Source organism: Sphingobium sp. B2 (assembly GCF_007693735.1).
Taxonomy (GTDB): domain Bacteria; phylum Pseudomonadota; class Alphaproteobacteria; order Sphingomonadales; family Sphingomonadaceae; genus Sphingobium; species Sphingobium xenophagum.
In genome coordinates this window covers 1-15,013 of the sequence record NZ_VDBZ01000002.1, presented here as the reverse complement: position 1 = coordinate 15,013, position 15,013 = coordinate 1, and the positions used below count along the sequence as shown (strand labels likewise).

Annotated in this window: 11 protein-coding genes; 3 read left to right on the top strand and 8 right to left on the bottom strand. The window is 60.4% G+C overall.

The genetic code is table 11. From position 1 onward, the window contains the following. The first annotated feature begins 79 nt into the window (after window positions 1–79). Window positions 80–310: an SDR family oxidoreductase gene (locus FE851_RS27325; RefSeq protein ID WP_222422968.1), complete on the top strand. Its 231-nt coding sequence runs from the start codon at window positions 80–82 to the stop codon at window positions 308–310. 87 nt (window positions 311–397) lie between these two features. Here the strand turns inward: FE851_RS27325 and FE851_RS15885 are convergent, their stop codons facing one another. The 8 genes from FE851_RS15885 to FE851_RS15850 form a co-directional block, all read right to left on the bottom strand. Then, window positions 398–2,527, bottom strand: coding sequence for a 3-hydroxyacyl-CoA dehydrogenase NAD-binding domain-containing protein (locus FE851_RS15885; RefSeq protein WP_145204552.1), 2,130 nt, complete (start codon window positions 2,525–2,527; stop codon window positions 398–400). 16 nt (window positions 2,528–2,543) lie between these two features. Then, the gene (locus FE851_RS15880; protein WP_145204549.1) at window positions 2,544–3,749 is read right to left on the bottom strand and encodes an acetyl-CoA C-acetyltransferase; all 1,206 of its coding nucleotides are present in this window, start codon (window positions 3,747–3,749) and stop codon (window positions 2,544–2,546) included. Between the two features lie 66 nt (window positions 3,750–3,815). Continuing rightward, entirely contained in the window at window positions 3,816–5,339 is a 1,524-nt protein-coding gene (locus FE851_RS15875; protein WP_145204546.1) for an acyl-CoA synthetase, read from the bottom strand. Window positions 5,340–5,370: 31 nt separating this feature from the next. Further along, window positions 5,371–6,156, bottom strand: coding sequence for an SDR family NAD(P)-dependent oxidoreductase (locus FE851_RS15870; protein ID WP_145204543.1), 786 nt, complete (start codon window positions 6,154–6,156; stop codon window positions 5,371–5,373). A gap of 125 nt (window positions 6,157–6,281) precedes the next feature. Further along, a complete protein-coding gene (locus FE851_RS15865; protein ID WP_145204540.1) occupies window positions 6,282–7,718 on the bottom strand; it encodes an aldehyde dehydrogenase family protein in 1,437 nt (478 codons plus the stop codon). A gap of 18 nt (window positions 7,719–7,736) precedes the next feature. Then, window positions 7,737–8,519: an enoyl-CoA hydratase-related protein gene (locus FE851_RS15860; protein WP_145204537.1), complete on the bottom strand. Its 783-nt coding sequence runs from the start codon at window positions 8,517–8,519 to the stop codon at window positions 7,737–7,739. After that, window positions 8,516–9,910, bottom strand: coding sequence for an acetyl-CoA acetyltransferase (locus tag FE851_RS15855; protein WP_145204535.1), 1,395 nt, complete (start codon window positions 9,908–9,910; stop codon window positions 8,516–8,518). The genes FE851_RS15860 and FE851_RS15855 overlap by 4 nt, the downstream gene beginning before the upstream one ends. 92 nt (window positions 9,911–10,002) lie before the next feature. Continuing rightward, on the bottom strand, window positions 10,003–11,199 hold the full coding sequence (locus FE851_RS15850) for a CaiB/BaiF CoA transferase family protein (RefSeq protein WP_145204532.1): 1,197 nt from the start codon (window positions 11,197–11,199) through the stop codon (window positions 10,003–10,005). Between the two features lie 510 nt (window positions 11,200–11,709). On the opposite strand from FE851_RS15850, the gene FE851_RS15845 reads away from it, so the two are divergent. Both FE851_RS15845 and FE851_RS15840 read left to right on the top strand, forming a co-directional pair. Next, window positions 11,710–14,052, top strand: coding sequence for a TonB-dependent receptor (locus tag FE851_RS15845; protein WP_145204529.1), 2,343 nt, complete (start codon window positions 11,710–11,712; stop codon window positions 14,050–14,052). A 165-nt stretch (window positions 14,053–14,217) separates the two neighbouring features. Beyond that, on the top strand, window positions 14,218–15,013 hold a 796-nt coding region (locus FE851_RS15840), incomplete at its 3' end, for a carotenoid oxygenase family protein (RefSeq protein ID WP_145204526.1).

Here is a 15,013-nt window from a genome sequence, read left to right as displayed (position 1 = left end):
GGCGAAGCGAGCTTGACCTCAACCTGATGCCCGCCGTCCGGCTCAACCGGGCGCTTGTGCCCTCTATGACTAGGCACGGATCGAGACCGAATCCTCCGTCGATCTGGCGCGCAGACTCGCTGCGGAACACGGTGTCAGTGTCGAGCAGGGCAAGAAGATGATCATGCAATCGCTTGGCGGCGTGCCGATCGGCCGTCCGCCAAAGCCTGAGGAGATTGCCACCCTGATCGCCTTCCTCGCCTCTGACCGCGCCGGCTCAATCACTGGCACCGAGTATGTGATCGACGGCGGAATTGTGCCGATCGTCTGATTTGATGCCCGAGTGCACAGTGCGGTCACGTATCGGACCGAAGGCTGTAATATTAAAACGCATCGCTGAAGAAACAATGGTCCATCGCTACTTGCTGAGTGACATATATGCCTCTCCGCGCAGCGCCATCGCGCGGAGTTGCGGTGGAACCGCGAATCGATCGCCCAGCTGGGCGGCGAGTTCGTCGCATTCGGTAACGAAGCGCGCGGCTCCAATCCCGTCGATGTAGCTGAGCGGACCGCCCGTCCAAGGCGCGAAGCCCCAGCCCATTATTGCACCGACATCCGCAGAACGAGGATCGGTAATGACGCCTTCATTGAAGCAGCGCGCCGCCTCCAGTGCCTGACGATGGAGCAGTCGGCGCTTCAAGATTTCAACAGCGGGCGTCGCGGCCGCACCTGGGGCGGGTGGCGCGAGTTCCGCCAGACCCGACCACAATTGCTTACTTCCGTCTGCGGCATAGTCGTAGAAACCCGCCCCCGTCTTCCGGCCAAGCCGACCAGCCGCTACCAATGCCTCGATCACTGGAACGAAGGGGCGAACCTCATAGGCATCGCCCAGCGCCGCACGCGTCTGCTGAATGGCCCGCAGCGAAAGATCGATGGCGACGTCGTCCGAAATCTCCATCGGCGCGCGTGGCATCCCCGTCATGCGCCCGGCATTTTCGATCAATGCTGGCGAGATTCCCTCCACCAGCATCTCCAGGCCTTCGTAGATATAGGTGCCGAAGCACCGCGTGGTGTAGAAACCACGACTGTCGTTCACCACAATAGGCGTCTTGCCAAGCGCAACGGCATAGGCAACGGCACGAGCAACGGCCTCATCGCTGGTCTGCCTGCCGCGAATGATTTCTACCAGCTCCATGCGATCGACGGGAGAGAAGAAGTGGATGCCGATGAAATTTTCGGGCCGGTGCGATGCCTCGGCCAACGTGCTGATCGGAAGGGTCGAAGTGTTGGAGCCGAATATAGTATCCGCGCCCAACGTCCGCTCGACCAGCCGGATCACGTCGTGCTTCAGCGCAACATCCTCGAACACCGCCTCTACGACGAGATCGACGTTGCCAATTCCTTCATGGCCGGTCGCGGTCTCGATTCTATCGAGCAACTCCTGCGCGGCGGCTTCGCTCATCCGTCCTTTGCCGACCGCCTTTTCCACGACCTTTCGCGAATAATCCTTGCCTCTTTCGGCAGCGGCGGGGTCGACGTCGATCAGGACGGTCGAGATCTTCCGCGCCGCTTGTGCATAGGCGATGCCCGCGCCCATCATGCCGGCTCCAATCACCGCGACCTTCGCCGGGGCAGCGGCCTTTCCGGCCCATTCCCCACCCTTCGCCAGCGCCTGGCGCGAAACGAAGTTAGAGCCGATCATCCCACGTGCCTGCGGCGTCGCAAAAGTCTTGGCGAAATAGCGCGTCTCGACTGCAAGTGCCTTGTCCATGGGTAACTGCATGCCTTCGAATACGCATTTCAGAATGTTTTCAGCCGCCGGGTAGTTGCCGTAACCATTCTTCCGCAGCGTCGCGGTCGCCATCATGAAGCTTGGCATATTTTTGGATGTGTAGGGCGATCCTCCGGGCACGGCATAACCCTTGACGTCCCAGAGCGCCACCGGATTGCCACGTTCCAGCACCCAGCGCTTCGCGGCGTCCAGCACGTCGCCTTCCGGTGCCAACTCGTTCAGGAAGCCAAGCTCCAACGCCTTGCGCGCGGGCACTGGCTTGCCGTCCAGCAGCATCGGCAGCGCCCTGGCCACGCCGATCAGTCTAGGCAGACGCTGCGTACCACCTGCACCGGGCAAAAGGCCAACCGTAACCTCCGGCAGGCCAAACATCGCTTTGGGCGAATCTACTGCGACCCGGTAATGGCAAGCAAGCGCCAGCTCTAGCCCGCCCCCCAGCGCCAGCCCTTCCAGCGCCGCGGCCAACGGCTTACCCAGCAGCTCAAGTTCACGAAACTTTGCAGAAATGTCCGGGAGCTCCGTCCGCGTACCTGCTTTCTCGAGAAGGTCACCCAAATCCGCACCGGCACAGAAGCTGCTCTTCTTCCCCGATCGCAGAACGACCCCCTTGATCGTTTCATCCTGCTTCAGCCGATCGACCAACTGCGGGAATTCGGCGACCACACCGTTTGTCAGCGTGTTCATCGTGCGGTTGGGAACATCAAACGTGACAACCGCTACCCCATCGGCGTCGACTTCAATCTGGAAGTTTTCCATTTTCAGCTGTCCTCCCTCAAACCCGCTCAATGATCGTCGCGGCGCCCTGACCCGCGCCGGCACACAGCGTGATCAGCGCTGTCGACCGGTTGCTGCGCTCCAGTTCGTCCAGCGCCATGCCCAGGATCATCGCGCCGGTTGCGCCCAAAGGGTGGCCCATGGCGATCGCCCCGCCATTCACATTCATACGGTCATGGGGTATATCCAGCACGCGCATCATGCGCAGTACCACGGCGGCGAAGGCTTCGTTGAGTTCATAAATATCAATGTCGCCCGCTGTCATTCCCAGCCGGTCAAGCAGCTTGCGCGAAACATCGGCCGGTGCGGTCAGCATGATTGCGGGTTCCGAACCTATGGAGGCGGAGCCCAATATCCGGGCACGAGGTTTCAGGCCCGCAGCCTCCCCGGCCTCCCGCGTGCCGATCAGCACACCCGCCGCTCCATCTACGATGCCCGAAGAATTGCCTGCATGATGCACATGGTTGATTGCTTCAACCTGCGGGTAGCGCTGGATCACCACGGCGTCGAAGGCGGCAGCGCCCATGTCGGCGAATGCGGGCTTCAGCGCACGCAGACCCTCCGCCGTCGCATCGGGACGCATATGTTCGTCCCGCTCCAGAGCGACGTCGCCAATCTGATCGCGCACCACGATGATCGACTTGTCAAACCGTCTCTCCCGCCAGGCTGTTGCCGCCCGGCGTTGGCTTTCCAGCGCATAGCCGTCGACATCTTCCCGACTGAAGCCGTCGAGCGTGGCAATCAGATCGGCACCGATGCCTTGGGGCGTAAAGCTGGTTTTCATCGCCACGTCTGGATCAAGCGGCCACGCACCACCGTCTGCATTCAAGGGCACGCGCGACATGCTTTCAACGCCTCCGCCGATTGCAAACTGCGCCTCACCCGACATGACTTTCGCGGCGGCGACGTTACACGCATCGAGTCCGGATGCGCAGAAACGGTTAATCTGCATGCCCGATGTCGTCTGTGCATAGTCCGCCATCAGTACGGCGGTGCGTGCGATGTCCGCCCCCTGATCGCCTACCGGCGCCACGCAACCCAGGATGACGTCATCGACCAATTCCGTGTGCAACTGATTGCGGTCCCGCAATGCCGCCAGCACTTGCGTCGCCAAAGAAATCGGGGTGATCGCATGCAATGCGCCGTCGGGTCGCCCGCGTCCACGTGGCGTGCGCACCGCATCGAATATATAGGCGTCGGGCATTATTTTTCCTCATGGGTTATCTGATCGATTTCGCGCGGAGGGGAGAGACGACAGGAAATAATCGCGCTACTTTGTCCAATAACGCTCGCGAAGGTCGCGCTTGGAGAGCTTACCGGTTGGAAGGCGGGGCAGCACATCGATGAAGTCGAATTTCCGGGGGACTTTGACACCGCTCAAATGCTGGCGGCAGAACAAACGCAGTTCCTCGGCCAGTTCTTCGCCGGCGTCGTCAGGATCGGCCGGTTCCACGACCGCGACGACTTTTTCGCCCATGTCCTGGTCCGGGGCGCCAATGACGGCGACGTCCTTGACCCTGGGGTGAGTGACCAGAAGGCTCTCGATCTCCTGCGGGTAGATGTTCACACCGCCCGAAATGATCATGAAGCTTTTGCGATCGGTCAGGAAGAGGAAGCCATCCTCGTCGATCCGCCCAACATCGCCCAGTGTCGACCAGCCATGATGGTTGCGGCTTTCCATCGTCTTGGCGGGATCGTTGTGATATTCGAAGGTTGAGCCGCCTGCGAAGTAGATCAGTCCTTCCTCGCCGCTGGCGACCGGTTCGCCATCCTCGCCGCAGGCGAATATCTGGCAACCCAGCGCCCGGCCGACCGACCCCTTTTTCTCGCGCCATTCGTGCGGCGTGATAGCGGTGATGCCGTTGCCCTCGGTCCCGGCGTAGAATTCGTGGATGATCGGCCCCCACCAGTCAAGCATCGCTTCCTTGACCGGAACAGGACAGGGGCTGGCCGCGTGGAACACGCATTTCAATGACGAAACGTCATAGCGGGCCCGGACATCATCGGGCAAACGCAACAGCCGGTTGAAGTGCGTGGGCACGAACTGGGCGATGGTGACTTTGAATTGTTCGATCGCCTTCAGCGCTTCCGCGGCGTCGAACTTTTCCATGACGATAACAGTGCCGCCGACGCGGTGCACCATCATGGTCCAGCCGAGCGGCGAGGCGTGATAGAGCGGCGCGGGGTTGAGATAGACAGTGTCCTGATCTGCGCCATAAACCTGTGTTAACAGGGGCGCGATCATCGGCTGCGTCATTATCCCCGTATCCGGCAGCGGACGCTTGATCCCTTTTGGCCGTCCCGTCGTGCCGGAGGAATAGAGCATGTAACCGCCGGCCGCTTCATCCGCGATCGGCGTGGCGGGGAATTGCGCGGCTTCGGCGGACCAGTCACGAAACGGCACCTTCGCATCCCGCGTCATGTAGAGTGGCAGATCCTGGAGCCGAGCCGCGATCTGCTCCACCACGGTACCGGCTTGCGGCGAAGTAAAGACCAATTTCGTCTCGGAATCGCGGATGATATATTCCGTCTCTTCCGCCGTCAGATGCGTTGAGATGGTTGTGATATACAGCCCTGCCCGGTCCGCTGCCGAAGCAATGCTGAAGATTTCCAGGCAGTTTTCCAGCACGACGGCGACATTGTCGCCCCGCTGCAGACCGAGCGACCGGAATAGATGAGCGGTGCGATTAGCCGATTCCTCCAGCTCCCGATAGCTTATTTGACGCATGGATGGCGTCAGAATGACGGCTGGTTTGTCTGGCGTCGTCCTCGCGAAGATGAATGGATGTGACATCAACGAATCCTCTCAACCTGCTTTTTCGGCTTCAGCGCGGCGCCATGCGAATGGCACCGTCCAACCGGACATCCTCGCCGTTCAAGTAGCTGCACTCGATCATCGTCAGCGCGAGAATGGCAAATTCGGCGGGGTTGCCGAGCCGCTTGGGAAAGGGCACCGAAGCGCTCAATGCATCCAGCACCGTCTGCGGAGCGTTGGCCATTAGCGGGGTATGGAATATGCCGGGCAGGATGGTATTTACCCGGATCCCCTCTCCCATCAGGTCGCGCGCCATCGGCAACGTAACGCCAACAACGCCCGCCTTCGAAGCCGCATAGGCCGTCTGTCCGATCTGGCCGTCCTCGGCCGCGACCGATGCCGTGTTGATTACGACACCCCGCTCACCCTCGCTGCCCAGCGGATCTAGCGTGAGCATCCCGGCGGCCGACTTGGCGGCGCACCGGAAGGTGCCGATCAGATTGATCTGGATGATGCGATTAAACTGTTCGATTGGGAAGTGGCTAATCTCTCCCGTTTTCCTGTCGCGGCTGACCGTCTTGATGGCATTGCCCGTCCCGGCGCAATTCACGATAATCCGCTCCTGGCCATGAGCGTCGCGTGCGCGAGCAAACCCTGCGTCCACGCTCTCGTGGGATGTGACGTCGACATTACAGTAAATACCGCCCAATTCCTCCGCCACCGCAGCACCGACGGTTTCGTTGAGGTCGAAGATCGCCACCTTGACCCCGCGTTGCGCCAGCGCCGTCGCGGTTGCACGGCCCAGGCCAGACGCTCCACCTGTAACCACCGCAGCAACTGAAGAATTGAGCTCCACAAATCTTCTCCTTCCAAGCCCGATGCCGGGGTGCGGAACACCGAGGCATTGGATTGAGTACCTATTCAATTAGTTCTGCCTGTCGACCGGTGCCAAGGTTGAAAGGACGAAAAAGGACCGTTCGGCTATTCGACCGTTCCAGCGCGGCGTTTCCGGCGCACGAGTGTCTGGGTGTAGGTATATTCCAGCAAGCCCGGCAGGCCGCCTTCGACGCCAAGACCGGACTTTCTCTGCCCGCCAAAAGCTGCGAAGGGCGAGAGATACTGATCATGATTGATGAAAACCGTGCCTGTCTTGAGCCGTCGCGCCACCGCCAGCGCCTTGTCCTCGTCCGATGACCAGACCGAACCCGCCAGGCCATATTCGCAATCATTTGCACGCTTGATCACCTCATCAACGGTATCGTAGCGCAGAAGAGGCAGGACGGGACCGAACTGCTCCTCGGCAACGATCCGCGAATCCTCGGGCGGATTGTCTATCAGAGTGACCGGGATGAAATATCCCGGACCTTGGTGTTCTTCGCCCCCGGTAAGGAAGGCATAGCCATTCTTCCGCGAATCCTCGATCAGGCCGCGCACCCGGTCATATTGTGGGCGGTTGTTGATCGGGCCGATGCGCGTGCCCTTTTGCGCGCCATCGCCCACTTTGATCCGCGCGGCATAGGCCGTGAGCGCCTGTTTTAACGGCTCGTAGATATCCTTGTGGATGTACATACGCTTGGTCGCGATGCAGATCTGGCCATTGTTGCCGAATGCTGACCAGAACAGCTTGTCCGCGACCTTTTCCACGTCGACGTCCGGCAGGACGATCGCCGCGTCATTGCCGCCAAGCTCCAGCGTCAGCCGTTTGAGCGAGGCTGCGGCGCTTTCCATCACTTTCTGGCCAGTGCCGGTCGAGCCGGTAAAGCTGATCTTGTCGATCAGGGGATGATTGGTGAGCCACGGTCCCAGTTCGTCCGCGCCGGAAATGACGTTGAGCACGCCCGGCGGCAGGATAGAGCGGGTCAGTTCGCCCAGTTTCAATGCGGTCAGCGGCGTGAAGGGAGAAGGCTTCAACACCATCGTGTTGCCGGTCAGCAGCGCCGGCCCGATCTTGAAGCCCGACAGGAGCATCGGAAAGTTCCACGGCACGATCGCCGCGACGACCCCGATCGGCACATGATGGGTTTCCACGATGCGATCTGGCCCGTCCTCGGCGACGTCGACCGGCAGCGTTATAGTGCTTTGCGCCTGCAGCAACCGGCCAAGGCTGGTGATTTCGATCTTCGCCTCGAACAGGGGCTTGCCCTGTTCACGCGTCAGCAGTGTAGAAAGAGTGTCGAGATCGTCGAGGATCGCCTGCCCGAGGGCATGGACCAGCGCCTGACGCTGTTCATAGGGCGTCGCCGACCATCCCGCAAAGGCTCTGTGTGCGGCACGGACCGCCGCATCCAGCTGCTCGCGCGAGCATTCGGGAGCTTGCGCGAAGACCTCCTCGGTGGCGGGATTGATCACGTCGATTGACGAAGTGGAGGAAACCGCCTCGCCGTTGATCGTCATGCTGTAATTGTGTCCGACCGTCATTTCCGCATTCCTCGCCTTTTAGGCGCCGACCCAGATGGGCGCGCGCTTTTCAAGAAAAGCGCGGGGGCCCTCCCTGAAATCCTCTGTTTGATAATTGCGTTGGGCTGCGGCGGTGCTCAGTTGCATCAGCTCGCTCTCGGTACGGTCAAACACAGCCCGCGCGACCGCAAGGCTTTCGCGGACCGCGATCGGTGCGTTTGCGGCGACCAACTCGGCTAACTCCACCGCTTTGGAAAGCGCCCCGCTTGGCTCGGTCAAATGGTTGACCAGCCCTGTCGCCAGCGCGCGATCGGCCGAAATCGGTGCGCCGGTCGCGATCATCTCCAAAGCGATGTTGCGCGGCATGACGCGCGGCAGTCGCACCACGCCGCCCGCAGCTGCGACAAGCGCGCGGGACACTTCGGGCAGGCCGAACCGGGCGCGGCGCGATGCCACGATCGTATCGCAGGCCAGCGCCAGTTCCAGTCCGCCAGCCAGGGCAGGAGCCTCGACGCAAGCGATCCAGAACTTGCGCCGGTCGGCCATCGCGAACCCGGCAAAGCCCCCGTCTTCCGTATAGAGCTGGTCGCGCTTTCCCGCCGCAATGGCACCGAGATCCGCGCCTGCGCAAAAGGCCCGCTCCCCCGCCGCCGCTAGGATGGCACAGCGAACCTGAGGATCTTTTTCGACATCCGCCACGGCCTGCTGCAATGCGGCCGTCAGTTCCGGTGAGACTGCGTTCGCCTGCGCCGGCCGGTTGAGCGTGACAACCGCAACATGCGCGCCGACGCGCTCGACAAGGACGACGCTTTCCTCGCTCATGCGCCGAACCTCCAGATTGGGACACCGCCCGGCGGAGTCGACACGTGGCCTCGCCGACCTATGGCAAAGGCAGCATCGTTCTCCAGAACGTCGAGTTCCTCGTCAGCAACGGCTGCCAAAGTGCGCTTTGCGCCCGCGTCCAGGCGAAGCATGACCACGCCACGCCGCCCTCCGTCACGGTCATATGCAACGGTATGGGTCTCGACCACCGCTTCGCCCTCGGCATCGGTAACGAGGGTCGGGCAATCGCCGTAGCGCTGCTGCAGTTCGACGCTCAGCGCGGGAGGCTGCATGACCCAGGCCTTTTCTGCCGGTGCGGTGCCGACGATCAGGGCATGATGCTTGGTCATGAACCCGCCCTGCCCGTATAGCAGGCCGATCCCCGGCTTGTCCCGCAATCCCCGAGCCATGGCGGCGACCGCATGGCTCATGTAATTGTTGAGGGGCGCTCCGAAAAAAGTGAGGCCCCCTGCCATCGTGCACGATTCATCCTGCCTCATCCCCAGTGTGCGCCGTGCGGCCTTCGGAACGCAGGGAAAACAGGAGTAAAGTTCGACATGGTCGAATCCGCCCGGACATGCCGCTAGTGCGCTTTCCAGAACGATGTCCCGTGCCGTACAGCGATCGAACCCCTCGCGCTGCAGATAATCGCTCGGCTCCTCCGCCGTGTAGCCGCCATGGACGAAGATAAGCCGTCCATCATCAAGCCCCAGGCTTCTCGCCTTTGCCAGCGAGGTGAGGATGACCGCCGCACCCTGATTCACGCCGATGTTGGCAACCATCAACTTTCTGTAGGGATGTGCGATCATCCGGTTCGCGGGCGAAACCGCCATGATCTCTTCCGTGCCGAACGCTTGGTCGTACCAGGCATTGGGATTGGCCGCTGCCACGTGTGACATGGCGCACCACAGCTCCGCACTTTCGCGGAGAGCTTGCGCCGGTGGCTGCCCTTGTGCGTGCGCACCGGCATTTTCGTAGAACGGATAGACCGTTACCGGCAGGTGGACACTCAGCGCCTTGGCCAACGGATGCGCGCTGTCCTGCCCGCGCACCGATGGCGCGGCCTTGGCAGGGCGAGGCGTCCATGGCAGATCGATACCCTGGTTTTGCGCCCGCGCCGCCGAGAGATGCGCCTCACCCCCGCAAACCGCAGCCACCGTGGACTCTCCCCGGGCTATTCGGGTGGCCGCTTCATGCACAAAGCGGATCGGAGTCTCTCCGCCCACCGGGCCATAGTTGCGGCGAGCCGGAGTCAGCCCCATGCGCTGGCACAGCTCATCGGCGGGCGCGGCGTATGGCCAGCTGATGAGGTTTACCACATCCAGCCAATCCAGCTCCGAGAGGATATTGCCGCCCGCCGTTGCCTCCGCCTGGCGCAGCGCCTGTTCCATCAGCGCCAGGGGCTCCAGAGCGGATTCGAGCCGATCCGTCCGGTCAGCACATTCGCCACAGGCGATGATGACGGGGATGTGCTCTGCGTCAATCATTGTGCCCCACCTCCGCTGGAGAAGGTCTGGCTCATGCCAATTTCGGCGAGGATCTCATCTGTATGTTCACCCAACCGGGGCGCATGGCCGATCTCCGGCGCTCCGGCGCTGAAACGCACTGGCGGCTGAACCTCGAAATATCCGCCTTCGCTGGGATGTTCCCGACGCTTGAAGAAGCCTGTAGCGCGCAAGTGCGGATCGTCCTGAATCTCCGCTATGTCCCGCACCGGCATGACTGGAATGGAGGCCAAACGGCAAAGTTCGTCCAGTTGCGCCGTTGTCCATTTCTGCGTCAGTTGGCCCAACCGCTCATAAAGCAGGTCCGCGTTGGCTACGCGCAGAGCCGGGGTGGCCAGGCGTTCGTCCGACAGGAACGCCGCGTCGTCCAGCAATTCCAGCACCTTGATCCAGTTTGCATCGCCGTAGGGTACGATGCTGATATAACCGTCGCTGGTGCGGAAGGGCTGGCGAAATGGCTCGATCTGGCGACGATAGCCTGCCGACCCCTGTGGCGGATCGAACGTCGCCCCTGCCAGATGCTCCTCCAGCAGGAACTGGGTGAACGCCTCGAACATGGGAACCTCGACCGACTGCCCCTCACCGGTGCGCAGGCGGTGGATGTAAGCGGCCATGACGGCGTAGGCAGCATAGAGCCCCGCAACCTTGTCCACCACCGTGCTGGGCGTGTAGCGTGGCGCAGGATTGCCATCCACCTTGCAGGGCAGGCTGGCGAGGCCAGAAGCCGCCTGGATGACGTCATCATAGGCCGGGAGATCGGCATAGGGGCCGTCGCTGCCGTACCCCACGCAATGCACATAGATCAGCTTTTCGTTGATGGAGCGCATCGCCTCATAACCAAAGCCCAGGCGACTTATCGCCTTGTCCCGGACATTGTGGATGAAGATGTCGCTAGATGCGACCAACCGACGCATCGCCTCGGCACCCTCTTCGGACTTGAGGTTCAGCACGATAGATCTTTTGCCACGATTAATCGTCATGTGCGACGCGCCCATGCCAAACGTACGCGCATGCGCTCCCGAACGGCGCATCAGATCGCCCTCCGGCGGCTCGACCTTGATGACCTCTGCCCCGAGATCAGCTAGGATTTGCGTGCAATAGGGGCCGAAAATGATGGATGTAAGATCCACCACTTTGATGCCCTGAAGCAGGGTTCGGTTCCCACTTTCGCTCATCCACGCCCTCAAAAACCGCCATTCGCTGCAACTTGCCGCTTTCAAACCCACCCGTCCAAGTCGGATCGGCCTTCAAATCAGACGATTTTCGTCTAGATGGCACGTCTCCAAACTATGCTGGAGGCTGAAATTGACCCTTCGTTTATTTCAAGACGTCGGCGGCCGCATTGCTGGGGGAAGGGCAACGAGAGTCCGATCTGCTAAGACGGCCGACGTTGCCTGCTGTTCGAACAGCAGGTTTGTTGGACCGCGAACGCGGTGATCCCTCCATTTTGGAATAACAGTCCTGAGGCGATGCTTATCGCGCCGGGGAGGGAAAGTCCCAACCGTCTTCGATCCTCTCCGTCCCTCCGCATGGAGCGGGCTTAACCAACAGGCAATCGGAATGTTGGAATATTGTTTGTTGATTTAATATTTTCGCGACCCCCAACCTTAGTGGGGGATCATTTTGGAAGCGCTCCCTATGATTCGCGGCTATCAGTCGCAAAAAAGTGATGGGGAGGAGAGCATATGTTTTCACGAGTAACAGCACCGGTCGGTCTCGCAGCATTATTGTGCGGCGTTTCGCCTTTGGTGCTTGCCGCCGAACCGGCATTGGCCCAAGTCGCTCCTGAGGCAGCGGAAGCCGAGCAGTCAGCTTTCAACGATTCGAACGAGATCATCGTCACCGCAAACCGTCGGGCGCAGTCCACATCGAGCGTGGGCATGACGATCCAGTCGCTGAATGGTGATGTCCTTGCTGCACGCGGCGTGTCAAATGCGTCGGACCTTGCGAAGATTGTGACCGGTTTCACGGCTGCGGACACAGGCTTCAATACGCCCGTATACAGCCTGCGCGGCGTCGGCTTCAACGATCCCAGTCTGGCCTCGAACTCCACAGTGGCGGTCGCCGTAGACGAAATTCCGCTTCCCTACTCAGTGATGACGCAAGGCGCGACGCTCGACCTGCAGCGGTTGGAAGTGCTGAAAGGGCCGCAGGGTACGCTCTACGGCCTCAACGCCACAGGCGGCGCGATCAATTATATCGCCAACAAGCCGACAGATGATTTCAGAGCAGGTGGCCAGGTCACTTTCGGGCGTTTCGCCACCGCAATTGCTGAAGGCTATGTCAGTGGACCTATCAGCGACACCCTCAAAGCCCGTATCGCGGTGACTGGTACACTGGGTGGCGACTGGCAGCGTAGCTACACGCGCAATGATGAACTGGGGCAGACCAAGAAGTTTGCGGCCCGGCTGCAACTGGCTTGGACGCCTACGGAACGTCTGAAAGTCGAATTGATCGGCAATGGCTGGCTGGACCGTTCCGACACGGTGGCTCAGCAACTCGTTGGATTCCGGGCGCAGGTTCCTTCCAACGCCGTACGACTGCCGCAGGTCTTCAGCTATCCACTAGCGCCTCGAGACGCGCGCGCCGCCGACTGGACGCCCGGCGATTATGGGCGAGATGACAGTTTCTACCAGCTTGGCGCTAAGATCGGCTATGAACTGACAGATAATATCCAACTGTCGTCGATCAGCGCCTATTCCGACTATGAGACCCATGCCTCGACCGATCGCGATGGCATGGTGCCGCGGAACTTCAACGTTCGCAGCAACGGTTCTATCACCAGCCTTTATCAGGAAGTCCGGTTAATAGGCACCATGTCAGCCCTGACATGGAGCCTCGGCGGCAATTATCGGCGTGACAAGATCTACGATCAACAACTCACGTCACTGCCTGAAGGAACGAACAGTTTCTCCGCCGGTTTCCACTTCGATACACCCGATGTATTTTCCCGGCAGAAGGTCGAAACTTTCGCCATCTTCGGCGATGGCGAATTTTCACTGAACGACCAGTTTTCGGTCATTGGGGGCATTCGCTATACGAAAGACAAGCGTGACTTCGCGGGATGTACGGCCGATAATGGCGTGGGCGACACATCAGCACTCTACACCTTCCTCACCAACCTGTTCCGTGGGCGGGCCGGGCTTCCGCAGGTTGCCCCACCCGCGCCGGGCCAGTGCGTGACGCTTTCTCGCGATACCTTCATCCCCGGGATTGTGAACGATAGCCAGACGGAGGACAATGTTGCTTTCCGTACCGGTATCAATTTTAAGCCCAGCCCTGGCTCGTTGCTCTACGCCACTTACTCGCGCGGCTATAAGGCGGGCTCCTTCCCGACGTTGGGCGCAGCATTTGCGATCGGATACGGACCTGCAAAGCAGGAAAGACTTGACGCGATTGAAGTCGGCTTCAAGACTGCGCTGCTGGATCGTCGGCTTCGCATTAACGGCGCGGCATTTCATTACGACTATTTCGACAAGCAGCTGCGCGGGCGCATCGTCGATCCGGTTGCCGGCAGCCTCTCGAAGCTGGTCAACATCCCCAAAAGTGAAATCTGGGGCATTGAAGGCGATATGACCCTGACGCCAATGGACGGCCTCAATCTATATGCAGCGGCGTCCTATCTCCATACCGAGGTCAAAGAGTTCGTCGGCATCAATCTCTTTTCGCAGAGTGAAGACTTCAAGGGGCAAACCCTGAATTTCGCGCCGCCCTGGTCCGTGAATGCGGGTGGCGAATACAAGTGGGCCTTATCGGGCGCTTTGAACGGTGTTCTGGGTGCCGACTATGGCTACCGTAGCAGAACATCAGGCTTCCTCGGTCGTGATCTTCCCATGGACATCAAGGCCTATTCGACCCTCGACCTGCGGGCAGGCGTTGAATCGGACAAGGGCTGGAGCCTGATCGTTTGGGGGAACAACGTGACCAACACCTATTATTGGACCACGACCAACCGCGGCACCGACACGTTTACGAGGATTGCTGCCAAGCCCGTGACCTACGGTGTGACCTTCAAGGTGGGGTACTGATCCACGCCCAGTCTTTCTGCCGCTCCTCACCCGCGGGAGCGGCATCGCCTGTTCGATCGACTCTTCCCGTAAAGCTCGCTGAACAGGCAAACAAAATTTAATTGAACGATCCTTCAATTCATGGCAGGCAGGATCGACACTGATGATCGATAAGGAATTCGAAAGATGGCCGAATTGCTGGAGCGTGAAGGATCAGGATATGTGGACAGCGCCTATGGCAAGAATGTCTACGCTCCAGTGGACCGCGAACTGTCCGTTCCGGTCGCAGCGGGTGCGGGCAGCGTTCCAAAAGACTTGAATGGAATCTTTGTTCAGGCAACGCCCAATCCCGCTTATGTCCCCGGTCCGGGCCACAGCTGGTTCGATGGCGACGGCATGGTGCAGAGCGTCGAGATTATCGACGGCAAGGCCCATTATCGGAATCGTTGGGTACAGACCAAGGGCTTGATGGAAGACCGCGAAGCGGGCCGGGCCACTTATGTCGGCAGCCTTGCCAAGATGAAAGCTGGCAAGCGGCACAAGAATACCGCCAATACCGATCTGGTATGGCATGCCGGCAGGCTGCTCGCGCTCTGGTGGGAAGGCGGCGAGCCCTATGAACTACTTCTGCCCACGCTCGATACCGTGGGAACATACGACTATGGTGCCACACTTGATATCGGGATGACATCGCACTGCAAGGTCGATCCCAAGACCGGCGAGTTGTTCTTTATCGCGTGGGGAACCCGTGCACCCTATCTCACCGTTGGCGTCGCATCTGACGACGGCCGGATAACACGCAAGGTACCGATCGACCTCCCCGGCCCGCGCATCCAGCACGACCTGGGATTGAGCGATCAATCTATTGCCGTTTTCGATTTCCCGCTTGGCATAGACGTTGAACGCGAAGGCAGCGCGCTAGGCTTCAAGATGGTGGAACAACCGTCGCGGATCGGCCTTGTTTCGCGCGATCCTTCCGATG